This is a genomic window from Brucella pseudogrignonensis (assembly GCF_002252525.1).
In the GTDB taxonomy this organism is placed as follows: domain Bacteria; phylum Pseudomonadota; class Alphaproteobacteria; order Rhizobiales; family Rhizobiaceae; genus Brucella; species Brucella pseudogrignonensis.
The window spans coordinates 1-13,119 of the sequence record NZ_NNRM01000047.1; the positions used below are offsets into that span (position 1 = coordinate 1).

The following is a 13,119-nucleotide window of genomic DNA, read 5'->3' on the forward strand; positions in this document are numbered from 1 at the left end:
GTATCGCGCTTGGGCGGGGGGGCTTGGGTAGCGCGATACGGGTGCCGTCCTGCGAACAGGATGCCGACATTAAATAAGTACGAGCGCTGAATTCGGAAATGACAGTTTGTTGCAGTTGCAAATTGTTAGTGCAGCAACCAAAAAAGTCGCCCTGCAGCGAGGGCTGTCAGAGCGACTGCGTACGGCGCCCCCACCCGGAAGCCGATACGCAATTCAAACGTAACATCAAAGGCATGCAAGTAAAGTTACATTTACTTTAGATTCCTATTGCGTCGAATGACGCCCCCACCACAATGAGTATTACTGGCCTCACCAGCCAACCACACGAGGAGCACAAATGAAAAATCCTGACACTGAAACATACGATCCGTACAACGCCAGAACCACAGCGCAGGCAGGCCACAACAACCCGCCGACTTCCCTGTATGAAGAGATCAAGCAGGAAATCGAAGACCTGTTCGACGAGGCGAAGAACTTCGCGGACGGCGAAGCGATCGACAATCAGGCGTTGGCAGACGCTGTGACTGAGTTGCACGATAAGATCCACGATGCTGGCAACCGTGCTGATACCGCTCGCAAGACTGAAGCCAAGCCGCACGATGACGCTAAGGCTGAAATCCAGGCGCGTTACAATAAGCTGATCGGCAACACCAAGACGTCAGGCAAGGGCAAGGTCGTGCTTGGCAAGGAAGTGTTGCAGGGGCTCCTGACACCATGGCGCAATAAGGTTGCCGCTGAAAAGGAAGCTGCTGCCAAGGCAGCGCGCGAGGAAGCCGACCGCGTAATCCGGGAGGCGCAGAAAGCCATACAGGAGAGTGCTGGCAATCTGGAAGCGCGCGAGCAGGCAGAGGAACTGGTCAAGGAAGCCAAACAGGCTGACCGTTGGGCTAAGCGCGGAGACAAGGCAGCAACGACTGGTACTGGCCTGCGCTCGGTATGGCATTGCGATCTGGTTGATGAAGGCGTGGCTTTGGATTGGGCATATGGCCGTGCGCCGGAGCGTTTCAAAGCTGTTGTGCAGGCAATGGCCGAGGAGACCGTACGCGCCGGTATGCGTCAGGTGCCGGGCTTTAATGTGCGAGAGGAAAGGGTGGCGCGGTGAGGGTACCGGTCTTTAGACTTTAAGATCGTATTGGGCGCGATAATGGTCGCGAACTTCTTCGAATTTGTGAAGAAACTCTCTCGAGGCCGCTGAAATTGCAGGGATAGCGCTCCAACCATCGTCTTGCGTCACAATCCTGACGTCAACGTCGAAACCCAGCGCGATCAATCTCGATTTGATAATTTCTACCAATTCATCAGCGGTCTTCAATTCTTTAGTCATGGCAACTCCTAACTAAAAATTAAGTCTATCACACACCACGCCAGCCACCAACTGGCGGGTTACCACACACGAGGAGAGAATATGTCTTATGCAGAGTTGTTGGCGCGTAAAAGCGCCGACGCCCCACTGCGCGGGCTTTCGTCTATTCCGTCATTGCATGAAGGCATGTTTGCTTATCAGCGTGACGTAACCAAGTTTCTACTTGGTGTAGGCGGGGGTGCTGCGTTTCTGGATACCGGGCTTGGGAAAAGCTTTGTCGCATTAGAATGGGCGAGAGTAGTTTCAGAGCAGATCGGAAAGCCCGTTTTGATGCTGGCGCCGCTCGCTGTTGCGCCGCAGCACGTTCGAGAGGCGCAGAAATTCGGATACGAAGACGCGCGAGTTGTTCGTTCGCAAGACGATGTTGGACCGGGCATCAACGTCACTAACTACGCCAAAATCGATCATTTCGACCCTAGCGAGTTTGCGGGTGTGGTGCTTGATGAGTCCAGCATCATCAAGAATTTCAGTGGCCAGACAACCCGCAAAATGATTGCGATGTGGAAAGACACACCATTTCGTTTGGCATGCACCGCAACGCCGGCGCCGAATGACCATATGGAGTTGGGCCAGCATTCGCAGTTCTTGGGCGTGATGAATTCCAACGAGATGCTAACTCGGTGGTTTATCGCCGATCAAACGAATATGGGCCGCTATCGTCTCAAGGGACACGCCGTAAAACCGTACTGGAGTTGGGTTGCGAGTTGGGCCAGATGCATTTCAAAGCCATCAGATATCGGTTATTCCGACGAAGGTTTCGGACTCCCACCTTTGGAAACATTTCGACACGAGATCAGGGCCGACCTGAGTGTCGACGCGGGAGAAATGCTGTTTCGAATTCCGGATACGAGCGCTACAGCCATTCACAAGGAAAAGCGCCTAACTGCCAACGCACGAGCCGAGGCAATTGCCGAGCAGGTGAATTCAGAGCGCTCTGAGCCTTGGGTTGTGTGGTGCGACACCGATTATGAAGCTGATGCTTTGACTAGCCGTATCCCCGATGCGGTTGAGGTTCGAGGATCGATGACTGACAAGGTTAAAGAAGATCGATTGGTTGGTTTCAGCGAAGGGAATATCCGCGTAATCGTCAGTAAGCCGTCAATCGCCGGTTTTGGATTGAACTGGCAGCACTGCGCCCGAATGGCATTTGTCGGGCTATCGTTCAGCTACGAGGCATATTACCAGTCAGTGCGTCGCTGCTACAGATTTGGGCAGAAACGCCCAGTTCATGTGCACATTGCGCTAGCAGATACCGAACGAGCGATCTGGGACACAATCAATCGTAAGAGCGGCGATCACGAGCAAATGAAGAGCGAGATGTACGCAGCGATGCGTCGAGCTCATCAGAAACGCCAAGTCAAAATCAACTATCAGCCAACCACGCCTGTAAACTTGCCCGATTGGGTGAAGGGAGCTTCAGCATGACCTATGTCCTAGACCAAGCAGCCGGCGAAAAATGGGCGGCTTACAATGCAGATTGCGTGCCATTCACACAGGGTCTGCCTGATGCGTCGATAGATTTCAGTGTTTACTCCCCACCGTTCTCTTCGCTCTACATCTATTCGGAGAGCGTAGCAGACATGGGAAACTGTGCGACGGACGATGAGTTCTTTGAGCAATACCGCTACTTGGTGCGCGAAAAACTTCGCGTGACCCGGCCGGGACGCCTCACTGCAATCCACGTCAAAGACCTAGTCTATTACCAGAATAGCAGTGAACGTGGCACAGCAGGTTTGCGTCCTTTTTCGGATGACTGTACCCGCCTCCATATTGAAGAAGGGTGGGATTTTCATTCGCGGATCACAATCTGGCGCGATCCAGTGCGGGAAATGCAAAAAACCAAAGCTCATGGGCTTCTTTGGAAAACACTTCGCGCTGACAGCACGTTTAGTCGAATGGGTATGCCTGAGTATTTGCTTGTTTTTCGGAAGTGGGCGAAGGATGGCGAAGAAGTTAAGCCCGTAACCCACACCAAAGAGAGTTTTCCAGTTACGGACTGGCAGGATCATGCGTCGCCAGTATGGAACTTTAGCAAGCAAGATTTGCCCGAGACTGATGTTCTGAATGTTAAGGTTGCCAGATCAGACAAGGACGAAAAACACCTTTGCCCCATGCCTCTAAACATCACAAAACGCGCATTGCGTATGTGGTCAAATGCAGGCGACACCGTTTTTTCGCCGTTTATGGGAATTGGGTCTGAAGGATACGTTGCTCTGCAGAATAAGCGCCGCTTTATCGGCACAGAATTAAATCCCAACTACTTCAAACAAGCCGTGAAAAATCTAGGTGACGCCGCAGCTGTTGGCGAGGTTCCTAGCCTCTTTGGAGATAACGACAACGTCGGGGCTGCAAATGCAGCCTGACGACATCTGCCACGTCTGCTTCCGTCACGCCGTTGGACTCGGCGTCCAGGAACACAAAGAACCCATCCGCTGGCTATGCAAGGAATGCGCAGACATTGCTGAGCATATTCGATCGCGCCGCAGGATGGACCCTTACGAACTGCGCGCTCTTGATACCGGCGTTGAGGCGGTTGGGGAATTTTTGCAGTCCATACAGAAAACCGACCTTGCTGAGTGCGACGAGCTGGAAGCACGCATGCTGGTGAAAGCCGCATGGGAGGGCTGCGGGCGAGGGATGCGGGAAGCTTTGAAGGAGGCGCCGTTCTAGTTAGGTCCATCTTTGGAATGTGACGGTTGCTCACTATTCAGCTTTTTAAGCTTTTCGGTAAGCATCCCAGCTATGATGGCATCAGATATTCTTTGAATTTTGGCAATATCTGGATCATTCGCAAGAGCGGAGGATAATCCAATCCTCTTTTCAGCAAATGATACCGTTCCTACCTCTGCCCAAGTTGATCCCGTGACACCATCGATTTCAACGCCTGAATATTTTCGGAGAATGGACACAGCAAATCTGCGACTCTCTTGGGTTTTATCACTTATCTCTCCACCAAGAATATTCAGAGCAAGCTTAACCATCTCTATGTCCGACTGACGATCCGTTGTGGCTTTCTGTAATGCCGCCACCTGCTTATTTGAATCCGCTGCTGCAATAGCTGACTCTCTAGCAGCGGATCCTGACTGATACGCTGAATATGCTGATGCAACTGCTGCGATTAGCGCTGCACTGGCTGCCCATTTATTTCCGTCCATTAGCCCCCTCACAAGTGGAGTGAAACATATCGTGTTTTTACCCAAACCGAACATGCTTAAGCAAGAGGCAGGCGCATGACCGCCTACTACAATGAATTTGATCCGAAAGCTGCCGCTTGGCTGCGCGAGCTAATCAAAGCGGGGCACATAGCTCCGGGAGATGTTGATGAGCGTTCAATTGTCGATATTCGACCTGCCGACCTCGTCGGATACACACAATGCCACTTCTTTGCCGGGATCGGCGTCTGGTCCTACGCATTGCGCCGAGCAGGATGGCCCGACGACCGTCCTGTCTGGACAGGTTCTTGCCCCTGCCAGCCTTTCAGCGCGGCAGGCAAAGGAGATGGGTTTGCTGACGAGCGGCACTTATGGCCGCACTTCCACTGGCTTATTCAAAACTGCCGACCTGCAGTGGTCTTTGGCGAGCAGGTTGCGAGCAAGGACGGACTTGGCTGGCTCGACCTTGTACAAGCTGACCTGGAAGGATCGGGTTACACCAGCGGGGCGGTCGATACCTGCGCTGCGGGCTTCGGTGCGCCGCACATCAGACAAAGACTTTATTGGGTGGCCTACACCGACAACGCGCGATCAAAAGGACGGGGCCAACCCGAACGTGAACGTACCCTTGAATGCCTTGTTGGGCCGTGTGGCTTGGTTGACGGGTTGGCCTACGACAACAACAACAACGGATGCGCTGGGCAGCCGTCACCGGGGTTTCACAACTCCGAACATTACTTTGAACCATGCGGGGGCGGTGGCGTGCTGGAAAACCCCGTGCACTCCGAACGGCGGACGCAGCATGTCAACGGAGAAGATGGACGCGACGGGCAGGACGATCGACGGGAAGAAACACACGGCGTCATTGGAACACGAAGCGAAATTCTCAGGATGGCCGACACCAACAAGCAGCATGGCTACGCTCGGGGACATCGTGCAAGCCATGACCGCGGGCAACGCAACGAACCGTCCGAGTTACGAGAAGGCGAACGAACCGTTCTTCGGCCCCGCCCGACTAACGGCCTCTGGTCAGATGCTGACTGGCTCTTTTGCCGGGATGGAAAGTGGCGGCCAGTTGAACCCGGCACATTCCCGCTGGCTCATGGGGCTGCCGCCGGAGTGGGACGATTGCGCGGTTACGGCAATGCAATCGTTGCGCCCGCCGCGCAAGCCTTCATCGAAGCGTATCTCGAAACAGAGTTAGTCGCCGCGAACGACAACGAAATCAGGAAGCCTGACGCTTTGCCTCGAGCGTGTTGAGAAGGTCGCTAAGTTCCTTGGCATCGCGGTAGTTCAGACCTACCGCCTGCCTAGATCCCATCTCGACTAGTTTTTGAGCTTTCTGATCAAACACTGACCAAGTGTCGTTTACTCCGTTCGATGTCTTGTAGCGTCCACCGATGTACCGTCCACCCGTTAATGTCGATCTGCTCATGCGAGTCCTTTCAAGGAACGAATCAATTGAAAACAATGAGTACAGCTATGGTTAATGCAGCGCAACCTTTGGTCAATGATGCTGACCCAATGCTCGACGTCGCGCTGTCGTACCAGGCGCAGAACTGGCCCGTATTTCCATGCCGGCATCGCGACGATGAATATGTCGATCAGGACGGCTGCATTGAGATCCTCGCCACCAAGACCCCGCTCACAAGCAACGGGTTCCGTGGCGCGACGCTGAATGAGCGCATCGTTCGCGAATACTGGCGCCGCAATCCTTCCGCTATGATCGGCGTGCCAACCGGTGCACCTATTGGCGCGTGGGTACTCGATATTGATCCGAAACATGGTGGCGACGAAACGCTTGCAGCCCTTGAATTAACACACGGCGATCTGCCTGCAACCCTGACAGCAGAAACCACGAGCGGCGGCCGTCACTACTTCTTTCGTCACCGTCAGGGCGTTCGCAACCGCGGCGCTCTTGGCTCCGGCGTCGACGTGCGCGGTGACGGCGGTTATGTCATTGCGGCCGGGAGCGTGCCGGAGGTTGGCCTGCCTTATCGCTGGATATCAGAACAAGAGCCGGTCGACGCGCCAGACTGGTTGCTGGAGCTGGTGCTGCCACGCTCGTACGAGAGCACATACACTGCGGCGCCGTCTGTTAGCGGCAAGATCAATGACCGTTATGTCGAGCGTGCAGTTCAATCCGAGTTGGACGATCTTGCGCTTGAACCGATGGGCAACCGCAACAACCGGCTGAATGACGCAGCGTTCCGTTTGGGCACTTTCGTCGGTGCAGGCGCTCTGGCTGAATCCGAGGCGCGCGCTCTGCTGCAAGATGTGGCACGAGGCTGGGGCCGAGATTGGCCGCGCTGCGTCAAGACCATCGACAACGGCCTTGCTGCCGGTGCGCGCAGCCCACGTAGCGTGCCGCAGAATGATAACGACAACACGCGTCTGGTCGATATCAGCCGCATGATTGCCAATGGCTTGGCGAAAGCGGAGGCGCGCACAGACATCGTTGCAGAGCCAGTCACGGACTTTGATTCATCTATAAACGAACCGGAACAACCTACTGAAAGCAAACGTGCAATCATTGCAACGCCTTTTGTCTGGAAAGACCCGGCGACGCTTCCACGGCGCGAGTTTGCGTTTGGTAAGCACTTCATTCGCAAGTATGTTTCAGTGACGGTTGCCCCGGGAGGTCTCGGCAAAACTGCCAACAGCATCGTCGAAGCGCTGGCCATGGCGTCGGGTAAAGCGCTCAATGGCACGAAGCCGCCGAAGCGTCTTAAGGTCTGGTTATTCAATGCCGAAGATCCGCGCGACGAGCTTGAGCGCCGCATCATGGCCGCGTGTATTCACTTCAATCTGAAGCCAGCGGATATCGTTGGGCATCTGTTTCTGGACACGGGCCGCGAGCAGGAATTGGTCATTGCGATCGATGACAAGAAAGGCGTGCGCATTCAGGAGCCGGTCGTTGAAGCCGTAGTTGAAACGATCTCTGAGCTTGGCATTGACGTGATGATTGTTGACCCGTTCGTATCGACGCACCAGGTCAATGAAAACGACAATGGCGCAATCGATAAGGTAGCCAAGCTTTGGGCGCAGGTCGCTGACCGGACGAACTGCTCAATCGATATTGTGCACCATCTGCGTAAGGTGAGCGATCGTGAAGCTACGGTTGAAGATGCTCGCGGCGCTGTGTCCCTGATCGGTGCGGCACGCTCGGTGCGCGTGCTTAACCGTATGTCAGAAGCGCAAGCCAGTGAGGCTGGCCTTACACACGAAGCGCGGTTTTCATATTTCAGCGTGGTGTATGGCAAGTCGAACTTGTCGGCGCTTTCGCACAAGGCTGACTGGCGGAAGCTGGAAAGTGTCGCGCTGGGGAACGGGCAGGGCCTGACCAAGCCACAGGACCACGCACCGGTCGTGACCTCGTGGGCATGGCCGACAAGCGAGGAAGTCGCTGAAACACTCACCGAAGACGAACGCGACGCAATCCGTGGCGTTGTGAACGGCGGCATGTACAAACCGGCGCCGCAGGCCAAGGAATGGGTAGGGCGTGCCGTTGCATATGCACTGCAGCTAGACGTTGACGAGGAGACAGATAAGAAGCGTGTCGGCATGATCACCAAGGCGCTGTTCGCCGAAGGCTTCCTAATGAAGGTGGAAGACCGCGACCCTGTTCAACGCAGGGCGACGACGTTTGTTCGAGCGATGTGAAGAAGCAAGAAAAAGGCAAGCGGGGCTTCGGCTCCGCTTTTTGCTTTTACTGAACGTTCACTATGTAACATTCTGATTATTGGAGAGTCTATGAGTATGAATGGTTTAAGCTGGGCGTCTATTCGACAGATGGTTGCACCAGCCGTTAAGGCGAAAACTAACGGGAAATGCTATTACTGTGGCGTCAATCTTGATGGCGTATTTGACGTTGAGCACTTGGTTCCACAAGCCAGAGGCGGCACCCATGCGCTTAAGAACCTTGTTCCATCATGCAAACCGTGTAACAGCGAAAAAGGGGCAAAATCGCTCGAAGATTGGCGCGATTACAAGCATATGCTGATTGCATGTCGAGACTATCGCTTGCCATCTTTCAATTCTCGACAAGTGTCATGGCTTCGCTCTCAAGGATTCGAGCCATATGAGTCGGTCCCTAAACCAACATTCTGGTTCGAAATGGAGCGGACTGCTCACAACGATAACGGTCCATTGTCAGAAATTGCAGCTTAAAATGCAACCTGCTGTCACAATACAAATACAACTAAAAGTTTGCGTAAGTCATACTGCGTAAGTCTCAAAAAACCTAAAAAGACTTGCGCAAAAGCACGCTGCTTTTAGTGCGTAAGAGTTCTTATATAGAAACTTACGCACAAAGCGCGCAGCGCGTAGTTCTATGCGTTTGAGAACTACGCACTTTTGAGAAAATTTCCTGATTGAAAAATACAACCTGATTTGAGGTTTGTTGAAATTATGCCGGTTGACGCTTGACCGACCTGTCACCCCCACCATGATGTGAATTGTCAGCCAACCAAGCTGACGCACCATGAACACGAGGAGAGACCATGACACGAAGAAGTGCGCTGAAAGGCGCGTCTATTTCCAAACCTGCAGCAAAGACAAAAGCCACAACCCAGACCGTGCGCATTAATGGCGTCCGGACGATCATCACGACACGCGATGGCAAGGTGACGACAAAAGCTGCCTTGCCTCTGGAATGGGAACTGCAAGCTGCGCAGGTCCGGGCATTACGCAGATTACCAGAATACATTCACACAGCGAAAGACGTTCGACCGGGTACATTCACGCTGGCGGGTGATCAGAACGCAGCCAAGCGCGGCACCAAGGCGAGAGCAGAGGCATTAGCTGCAGGACTGACGCCAGGAGAAGCAGACGTCCGGATCTATCTCTACGGAGGTGTACTGCGGCAGATTGAAAACAAGGTCGGCAAGGCCAAGCTCGAACCAAGCCAGATAAGCCGTCATCCGTTACTTGAAGCTCTTGGCTTTCCCATCGTGGTCGTCAGGGCGGTGACCGAAGAAGATGCAGCGGAGCAGGCCGTGAGGCTGGTTAAAGGCTGGCTGAGTGAAAGCGCGACATACCAAGCCGCGTGACGAACCAAACACGAGGAGAATTTTATGAGCAATGCATTAACAAACAAAATCATCCCTGAAGGCTTCTATTGGTCAAAGTTGTGCGGAATGGCTTTAAGGAAGAGACACCTTGGATCACCGGTCACGGTAGAACGGCACACCATGGCCCCAAATTCTTTGTTGAGGCGGGTACTTGCAGAAATATCGCCTGTCGAGAACGACGCGAATGAAGCCAAAAAACTGACATCAGAAGACGCTTCCCGTTACGGTTCCGCATTGTGGTCTGGTAAATTGAAAGAATACTTCTCTTGGAGAGCGGAGCAAGGTTTGTCGTGGTGGCATGAACAAGAGCGCCTTTATCCTTCCGCAGCAAATGACAATTCGACGGTAGCAGTCAGGAAGGCGGCATGAGCAGGCACAAGTCCCTTGCCGGAGCCATGGCTGCTTTGATGGCTTACAAAAACCGGCCTGAAAGCGAAATCATACCCGTTTCAACAAACTGGAATGTCTTACCCGCGAATGACAATGAGCCTGAAGTGCTGGCACAAATGCATACAGAGCGACGCATCCAGATACTTCCGACCGTTGAGGAAATCATGCGAAATGTCGACAGTGAGGACATCGAGCGCAATGATCTAGGTCAGATCGTTCGTATAGGTCGGCTGAAATTTAGCGATGGTACGCAAGTTGAGGCAGGGCATAAATACGGACCAGGTGGCGAGGTAATCGCCACTAAACATCGTATGCCAGCTGGTGCAATGCTTGGATGCCGCGAACAGGAGAGCAGAACGCTCGGTGGAGATGAAAACCCGTCTGAAGTTGCAGCAAGTAATAGCTACTTTCTAGCTGCGTTCGAATTGAAGCGCCGAGAGCGTATTCCATCAGGAAAAAAGACAAAGCGCTCGTACCAAACGCATGACGAGGCGAAAAAGGATCTCGCAAAGGCGTACGCAAACACGCCAGAGCTGCCGCCAGTAATTAAATGTCCGCCCGGTCTGCCCAATGCAGGCAACCGCATTGGTGACAGCTTTCTCGGAATGAAGAAAACGACAACCGGTGAATCGGGTTCAATGGGTTGGCAGGATGTTTCTACTGCGCTGGTAGATCGCGAGATATGGGCCCAAGCCATCGAGGCGCTATCTGAGAGGGATAGAACGGCAATGGATACGGCGGCACATGGGAAGGTGAGGAACTACGAAGGGTTAGGAATATCTTTGGGCTTCAAGCCAGAATATTCGAGACGGAGGGGTGGACGGAAGGCTCTGACAGCCGCGAATGATAACCTCCAAGAAAATATAAAAAGATTTTCTGCTTAGGTCCATATTCCGCATAGTTATGGTTCTTAGATGTGAAGGGGTCGAGATGGAAACATTGCGACCCCAAACATTTCCGGCCACGGACCCTGCGCTATGCTGCATCAAGTGCAGCCTCTGAGTGTGGGGTAACTACCCAACGAGAGTAGAAAGCATGCCGACCCCACTGGCTTTGCCATGCGTCGCCTGCGCTGTCGTCAATCTGACAAGCAAGCGCAATCCCCTGCAGTCATGGGCTCGCAGACATAGGCAGTGCACGCCTGCATTGCGCTTGCCAATCAATTCAGATCCCCGGCGCCGTTTCTCCTCCGGCAGACGGGATACGGCGGGTTGAGCTCATTCCTGTGGGCTCCCCGCCGATCAATAAAAGGAAGGTTGGCAGAGCGGCTTAATGTAGCGGGTTGCTAACTCGTCGGGCGGCAACGTCCCGTAGGTTCAAATCCTACACCTTCCGCCATTCATAGCAGGATAGAGAAGCAGCATCTCATCTGGTTCATACCCAGAAGAACGCCGGTGCAAGTCCGGCTCCTGCAACCAATTGATCTGTTCTAGGGCGTGGCCCGCGAAATCGCCTTTGCGGTTGCAGATCATCCAAAACGAGACCGGCAAAGCTTCGTCGTAAACTACGGGAAAATTATCAAAAGGTCTGAACTGAATAGTTGTTGAGGGAATAAGATCCTCTCTCTACTCGGATAAAAAGCGCAACTTCTAAGGGTAAGTTGTAATCACTGTTGTAAGCTAGAAAGCCGAAATAATCGGTGTAATTCCAACCTGGTATAATTCGACGTAAATCACGAGCCGTAAATGGTTCTAAAAGGGTTCCATCGACGTACACGGCAGTTAGAACGAGCTGATAGGCGTTCTTCGCCGAAATTTTCATCATACAATGGTATACATAATCACCAAACTAGCAAGCAAACCTAAGTCCGCGCTTATAAAAAGGGGCGATCCAGCTTAGAGTGATGTGAAATGCGGCCACAAAAAATCCTTTGAATCGGCTTGTCGGGGCGTTTTCATTTGAGAAAAGGCAGGCGGTAAACGCCTACCTCAAGTTCGTATCCGGCAGTATTGTGCAAGAGCTTTAAATTATTTCTTTTGCTTCTCGGTATCTTTGATTTGGGTGGTGAAGCCACCTCCTGTTTTGCTTGCAGATTTCTCAGCAGATGCTGATTTATCCTTCTTCGGTTTGCGCACTTCACGATTACTGCGTACTTGGCCTTTTGCCATGACGGAAACTTTCTTGTTCAGAGCGGATTGTTCCAAACCTGCACAGATATCCGTTCAGGTCATTTTGCTCTAATTTAAGCCTAGCACCTATGCCTTGCGCCCGTACGATAATTCGACAGTTCAGGCCGTTTTGTTTGGAATGAGTATAGATTACCTGCAAGCATCGGCGCGCGATCTAAACGTATTTGTCAATTGAAACTGCTCATTGATAAGTCCCCTGCTTTTTGCCGGATCTCTATGTTTGGTTTCACACCATGACACAACGCACATGGCTCCGCCTTTATAAGACTGCCCGTTGGCAACGAATGCGCGAGCGACAGCTGACCGAGCAACCGCTCTGCATGTTCTGTTTACAGGTCGGTGATGTGGAACCAGCGACAGTTTGCGACCATGTCATCGCTCATAAGGGCGACGAGTTCCTCTTCTGGGATGCTGGCAACCTCCAGTCACTTTGCAAGACGTGCCACGACCGAACCAAGCAGCGTTTGGAGCGAGGTCAGGACATCGTGACCTTCGGGGCCGATGGATGGCCGGTCTGACCCCCGGGGCATCAAAAAGTCGACGAAGGTCGAAAACGCCGGAACGGCGAGGGTCCACAGCGCACGCATCCACAATTCAAAATATGACCCCTGTAAAGGATTTATGCCATGGCGAGGCCAAGAACGCCTCGCGCCAAGGCGGCAGTCGAGGCAAGCGATAAGAAAAACCCGCAGCGCTTTAAAAACCGTACCGAAGCGAAGGCTGATGGCCCGCTCGGCAATCCTCCCGCATGGTTGAAGGATACTCCGGAGCTTAAAGCCAAGGCTGCATGGAAGCTGTTTGAAAAAGAGCTGCCGTGGCTGAACCAGTCACATCGCACTTTGGTCGGTATGGCGGCCAATATTCAGGGCCGCATCATGGCTGGGCAAGAAGTTGGCGTGCAGGCGATGAACTTGCTGCGTCAGATGCTTGGCCAGATGGGCGCAACTCCGGCTGATGCATCGAAAGTTGCGACTGGCGACGACGGCGACGAGAAGGACGATTTGCTTGACTGA

The 13,119-nt window shown here is 53.2% G+C and carries 16 protein-coding genes and 2 tRNA genes; 14 read left to right on the plus strand and 4 right to left on the minus strand.

Translation table 11 applies throughout. The features are described from left to right. The first annotated feature begins 337 nt into the window (after positions 1 to 337). Positions 338 to 1,102, plus strand: coding sequence for a hypothetical protein (locus CEV34_RS22590; RefSeq protein WP_094544613.1), 765 nt, complete (start codon positions 338 to 340; stop codon positions 1,100 to 1,102). Between the two features lie 12 nt (positions 1,103 to 1,114). Here the strand turns inward: CEV34_RS22590 and CEV34_RS22595 are convergent, their stop codons facing one another. Continuing rightward, on the minus strand, positions 1,115 to 1,324 hold the full coding sequence (locus CEV34_RS22595; RefSeq protein ID WP_094544614.1) for a hypothetical protein: 210 nt from the start codon (positions 1,322 to 1,324) through the stop codon (positions 1,115 to 1,117). An 81-nt stretch (positions 1,325 to 1,405) separates the two neighbouring features. On the opposite strand from CEV34_RS22595, the gene CEV34_RS22600 reads away from it, so the two are divergent. The 3 genes from CEV34_RS22600 to CEV34_RS22610 are packed head-to-tail and all read left to right on the plus strand — an operon-like array spanning position 1,406 to position 4,033. Next, positions 1,406 to 2,788 carry a helicase-related protein gene (locus tag CEV34_RS22600; protein ID WP_094544615.1) on the plus strand — a complete coding sequence of 461 codons (1,383 nt, stop codon included), beginning with the start codon at positions 1,406 to 1,408 and terminating at the stop codon, positions 2,786 to 2,788. Continuing rightward, a complete protein-coding gene (locus tag CEV34_RS22605) occupies positions 2,785 to 3,726 on the plus strand; it encodes a DNA-methyltransferase (protein WP_094544616.1) in 942 nt (313 codons plus the stop codon). Before CEV34_RS22600 ends, CEV34_RS22605 begins: the two co-directional genes overlap by 4 nt. Further along, positions 3,716 to 4,033, plus strand: coding sequence for a DUF6511 domain-containing protein (locus CEV34_RS22610; RefSeq protein ID WP_094544617.1), 318 nt, complete (start codon positions 3,716 to 3,718; stop codon positions 4,031 to 4,033). Before CEV34_RS22605 ends, CEV34_RS22610 begins: the two co-directional genes overlap by 11 nt. On the opposite strand, the gene CEV34_RS22615 is transcribed toward CEV34_RS22610, so the two are convergent. Continuing rightward, positions 4,030 to 4,518: a hypothetical protein gene (locus tag CEV34_RS22615; protein WP_094544618.1), complete on the minus strand. Its 489-nt coding sequence runs from the start codon at positions 4,516 to 4,518 to the stop codon at positions 4,030 to 4,032. The two genes, CEV34_RS22610 and CEV34_RS22615, sit on opposite strands and share 4 nt — an antisense overlap. Before the next feature lie 75 nt (positions 4,519 to 4,593). Here CEV34_RS22615 and CEV34_RS27500 point away from each other — a divergent pair, with 75 nt between their 5' ends. Continuing rightward, the gene (locus CEV34_RS27500; RefSeq protein WP_094544619.1) at positions 4,594 to 5,775 is read left to right on the plus strand and encodes a DNA cytosine methyltransferase; all 1,182 of its coding nucleotides are present in this window, start codon (positions 4,594 to 4,596) and stop codon (positions 5,773 to 5,775) included. Here the strand turns inward: CEV34_RS27500 and CEV34_RS26870 are convergent. Then, positions 5,741 to 5,950, minus strand: a complete 210-nt coding sequence (locus CEV34_RS26870; RefSeq protein WP_024898821.1) for a hypothetical protein — start codon at positions 5,948 to 5,950, stop codon at positions 5,741 to 5,743. The two genes, CEV34_RS27500 and CEV34_RS26870, sit on opposite strands and share 35 nt — an antisense overlap. Positions 5,951 to 5,997: 47 nt before the next feature. On the opposite strand from CEV34_RS26870, the gene CEV34_RS22625 reads away from it, so the two are divergent. From CEV34_RS22625 to CEV34_RS22655, 7 genes are all read left to right on the plus strand, one after another. Further along, positions 5,998 to 8,178 carry a bifunctional DNA primase/polymerase gene (locus tag CEV34_RS22625; protein ID WP_235819159.1) on the plus strand — a complete coding sequence of 727 codons (2,181 nt, stop codon included), beginning with the start codon at positions 5,998 to 6,000 and terminating at the stop codon, positions 8,176 to 8,178. A gap of 90 nt (positions 8,179 to 8,268) precedes the next feature. Beyond that, entirely contained in the window at positions 8,269 to 8,685 is a 417-nt protein-coding gene (locus CEV34_RS22630; RefSeq protein ID WP_094544620.1) for an HNH endonuclease, read from the plus strand. 332 nt (positions 8,686 to 9,017) lie between these two features. After that, a complete protein-coding gene (locus tag CEV34_RS22635; protein ID WP_094544621.1) occupies positions 9,018 to 9,566 on the plus strand; it encodes an oxidoreductase in 549 nt (182 codons plus the stop codon). Between the two features lie 24 nt (positions 9,567 to 9,590). Continuing rightward, positions 9,591 to 9,956, plus strand: a complete 366-nt coding sequence (locus CEV34_RS22640) for a hypothetical protein (protein ID WP_094544622.1) — start codon at positions 9,591 to 9,593, stop codon at positions 9,954 to 9,956. After that, on the plus strand, positions 9,953 to 10,861 hold the full coding sequence (locus CEV34_RS22645) for a hypothetical protein (RefSeq protein ID WP_094544623.1): 909 nt from the start codon (positions 9,953 to 9,955) through the stop codon (positions 10,859 to 10,861). Before CEV34_RS22640 ends, CEV34_RS22645 begins: the two co-directional genes overlap by 4 nt. A 366-nt stretch (positions 10,862 to 11,227) precedes the next feature. Then, positions 11,228 to 11,315: transfer RNA gene (locus CEV34_RS22650), tRNA-Ser, on the plus strand. Between the two features lie 5 nt (positions 11,316 to 11,320). Then, a tRNA-Met gene (locus CEV34_RS22655) sits at positions 11,321 to 11,395 on the plus strand. Between the two features lie 549 nt (positions 11,396 to 11,944). Here the strand turns inward: CEV34_RS22655 and CEV34_RS27155 are convergent. Then, complete coding sequence (locus CEV34_RS27155; protein ID WP_170289491.1) at positions 11,945 to 12,085, minus strand: hypothetical protein; 141 nt, start codon at positions 12,083 to 12,085, stop codon at positions 11,945 to 11,947. A gap of 254 nt (positions 12,086 to 12,339) precedes the next feature. Here CEV34_RS27155 and CEV34_RS22665 point away from each other — a divergent pair, with 254 nt between their 5' ends. Continuing rightward, complete coding sequence (locus CEV34_RS22665; protein ID WP_094544624.1) at positions 12,340 to 12,624, plus strand: HNH endonuclease; 285 nt, start codon at positions 12,340 to 12,342, stop codon at positions 12,622 to 12,624. A 108-nt stretch (positions 12,625 to 12,732) separates the two neighbouring features. Beyond that, positions 12,733 to 13,119 (plus strand): hypothetical protein, encoded by a 387-nt coding sequence (locus CEV34_RS22670; protein ID WP_094544625.1) that lies wholly within the window; start codon positions 12,733 to 12,735, stop codon positions 13,117 to 13,119.

Coding starts and splice junctions, on each gene's coding strand:
- CEV34_RS27155 (WP_170289491.1), bottom strand. CDS start 12,085: ATGGCAAAAGGCCAAGTACGCAGTAATCGTGAAGTGCGCAAACCGAAG.
- CEV34_RS22635 (WP_094544621.1), top strand. CDS start 9,018: ATGACACGAAGAAGTGCGCTGAAAGGCGCGTCTATTTCCAAACCTGCA.
- CEV34_RS22590 (WP_094544613.1), top strand. CDS start 338: ATGAAAAATCCTGACACTGAAACATACGATCCGTACAACGCCAGAACC.
- CEV34_RS22670 (WP_094544625.1), top strand. CDS start 12,733: ATGGCGAGGCCAAGAACGCCTCGCGCCAAGGCGGCAGTCGAGGCAAGC.
- CEV34_RS26870 (WP_024898821.1), bottom strand. CDS start 5,950: ATGAGCAGATCGACATTAACGGGTGGACGGTACATCGGTGGACGCTAC.
- CEV34_RS22625 (WP_235819159.1), top strand. CDS start 5,998: ATGGTTAATGCAGCGCAACCTTTGGTCAATGATGCTGACCCAATGCTC.
- CEV34_RS22665 (WP_094544624.1), top strand. CDS start 12,340: ATGACACAACGCACATGGCTCCGCCTTTATAAGACTGCCCGTTGGCAA.
- CEV34_RS22640 (WP_094544622.1), top strand. CDS start 9,591: ATGAGCAATGCATTAACAAACAAAATCATCCCTGAAGGCTTCTATTGG.
- CEV34_RS22645 (WP_094544623.1), top strand. CDS start 9,953: ATGAGCAGGCACAAGTCCCTTGCCGGAGCCATGGCTGCTTTGATGGCT.
- CEV34_RS22605 (WP_094544616.1), top strand. CDS start 2,785: ATGACCTATGTCCTAGACCAAGCAGCCGGCGAAAAATGGGCGGCTTAC.
- CEV34_RS27500 (WP_094544619.1), top strand. CDS start 4,594: ATGACCGCCTACTACAATGAATTTGATCCGAAAGCTGCCGCTTGGCTG.
- CEV34_RS22595 (WP_094544614.1), bottom strand. CDS start 1,324: ATGACTAAAGAATTGAAGACCGCTGATGAATTGGTAGAAATTATCAAA.
- CEV34_RS22600 (WP_094544615.1), top strand. CDS start 1,406: ATGTCTTATGCAGAGTTGTTGGCGCGTAAAAGCGCCGACGCCCCACTG.
- CEV34_RS22630 (WP_094544620.1), top strand. CDS start 8,269: ATGAGTATGAATGGTTTAAGCTGGGCGTCTATTCGACAGATGGTTGCA.
- CEV34_RS22610 (WP_094544617.1), top strand. CDS start 3,716: ATGCAGCCTGACGACATCTGCCACGTCTGCTTCCGTCACGCCGTTGGA.
- CEV34_RS22615 (WP_094544618.1), bottom strand. CDS start 4,518: ATGGACGGAAATAAATGGGCAGCCAGTGCAGCGCTAATCGCAGCAGTT.